Here is a 1,166-nt window from a genome sequence, read left to right on the forward strand (position 1 = left end):
CCTTCTCGCCCGGTTTGAAGGGGCCGGGAACCGCGTTTTTGACCGGTTTGATGCTCTGGAGGAATGCCGCTATTGCGCCCGCATCCTCCGGGGTGAGTTGCGCGAAGGCGTGCCAGGGCATGWTGGGCGCGAGTTCGCGACCGTCCGGCCGTTGACCGGTCTGGATCGCCGTGACGATCTGCTTGGTCGTCCATCTGCCGATACCGGTTTCCTCGTCAGGCGTGATGTTGCGGCCGACGAAGACACCCAGCCCCGGAATCTCGAAGCCGACGTCCGAGCCACCCAGAAATTTCGTATCATCGGGATTGCCGAAGAAATAACCTGGCGTGTGGCAGTCGTTGCAACCGCTCACTGTTGCGAGATATTTACCCCGCGCCACTTGCGCGCTGTCGGCGATCGGGGCCGCGGATGCGGAGGCCGCCAGAGCTAGGAATGCAAATCCAACCGACGTTCGAAACATCGCTTCACCTCATCGCTGTGCCTGTTTGTGATCCCCTCGCATCCCGCCCGTCACCAAACTCTCGCACCGTAAGAGTTCAGTGACCAGAGGCTGTCGGATAAGCTATTGGAGCTATATACGCGGACTTGGGCGCCCCTGGCGCAAGACGGCATTTGAGGAGATTTTTGTTACGAAAAATCAACTTGACCGCGAATTGATGCAGCGCAATATACCACCTGCCGGCAACAGGTGCCGGCGTGAACTCAGGATAGCTCCGTTTATGGACAGTTCCAGTCGATCTAGCATCAGCCTGCTCGCTGCGACGCCGCGAAACTGACCATCCGCGTCCGGTTCACCTCGTCCACGCCGGCAGGCACAGGACAAGAGGTGAAACATGCGGGCGCCCATCTTCCGCATCCGACAACCCGCTCTCAGGTCTGCAGACAGTGGAGATCGAATAAGGCACTGACACTGCTGCTCACGCGGCAGTCGCCAGTTGCGCTTTGGCGCGGCCCTGCTTTTATTCGATAATCGGGTTGTCAGACCATGACCATGCATCATCCGGCCCTCGAGGCCGGCCGGCGGCGGCGCTACGTCCCAAATCTCTGGGATGCGCTGGCCTTCGGCCTGCTCTTCGGTACGCTCATTCTCATCATCCAAGGTGGCCGCGACACGCTCGCCCCACTCGCAGCGCTTGACCAGGCGCCCATCTCGCTCGATCCGGCAA

At 60.5% G+C, this 1,166-nt stretch carries 1 protein-coding gene and 1 pseudogene; one reads left to right on the forward strand and one right to left on the reverse strand.

Features of this window, described 5'->3' with window-relative positions; translation table 11 throughout:
- Nucleotides 1–460 (reverse strand): c-type cytochrome (locus AC1DUU_RS32555; protein ID WP_476787409.1); only part of this gene is annotated, 460 nt, incomplete at its 3' end.
- A gap of 525 nt (nucleotides 461–985) precedes the next feature.
- Here AC1DUU_RS32555 and AC1DUU_RS32560 point away from each other — a divergent pair.
- A pseudogene (locus AC1DUU_RS32560) lies at nucleotides 986–1,166 on the forward strand (sulfonate ABC transporter permease); the annotation flags it as partial.

The sequence above is a fragment of the Aminobacter sp. P4_H6_2 genome (genome assembly GCF_056400805.1).